Annotated in this window: 1 protein-coding gene; it reads left to right on the forward strand. The window is 54.1% G+C overall.

Annotated elements, in window-relative coordinates:
* Positions 1-274 precede the first annotated feature (274 nt).
* A complete protein-coding gene (locus FMM79_RS21505; protein ID WP_003978816.1) occupies positions 275-424 on the forward strand; it encodes a hypothetical protein in 150 nt (49 codons plus the stop codon).
* Positions 425-449 lie beyond the last annotated feature (25 nt).

The following is a 449-nucleotide window of genomic DNA, read 5'->3' on the forward strand; positions in this document are numbered from 1 at the left end:
CATTATCCAGCCATTCGTGAGCTGGCAACGCCCGCCGCAGTCTCACGGCAGGAGCGCAGCGACTGAGTGAGCGAGGAGGCGTCATTTCACCGGGATCTGCATTTCGCACTTACACACCGGTGCTGCATTTCCCGGTACCACATGAAGCACTTTCGTAAACCATTACTGCGTTGTAACATTTTAAGCCAGTATACACTCCGCTAGCGCTACGTGACTGGTTCAGGGCTGCGCCCCGAAACCCGCTAACAACCCCTTAGCTACTGGATATCACCCCATGCCATCTGAATATGATGAACAACGGGATGCGACTGATACGCAGCTTCCCGGCGAATATGACCTTTTTGATTTAATGGCGCAGGTTACTGAAGAGAACCTGCACGCCCCGGTGGATTTTGGGCCGCCTGTCGGCCGGGAAGCGTTATAACTTTTTTCGCTGGTCAGCGTACGTG

The sequence above is a fragment of the Novosphingobium sp. BW1 genome (genome assembly GCF_008107685.1).
Lineage (GTDB): Bacteria > Pseudomonadota > Alphaproteobacteria > Sphingomonadales > Sphingomonadaceae > Novosphingobium.

What these genes read in the sequence shown, in the direction of transcription:
- FMM79_RS21505 (WP_003978816.1), top strand. Translation starts at nt 275, where the DNA reads ATGCCATCTGAATATGATGAACAACGGGATGCGACTGATACGCAGCTT.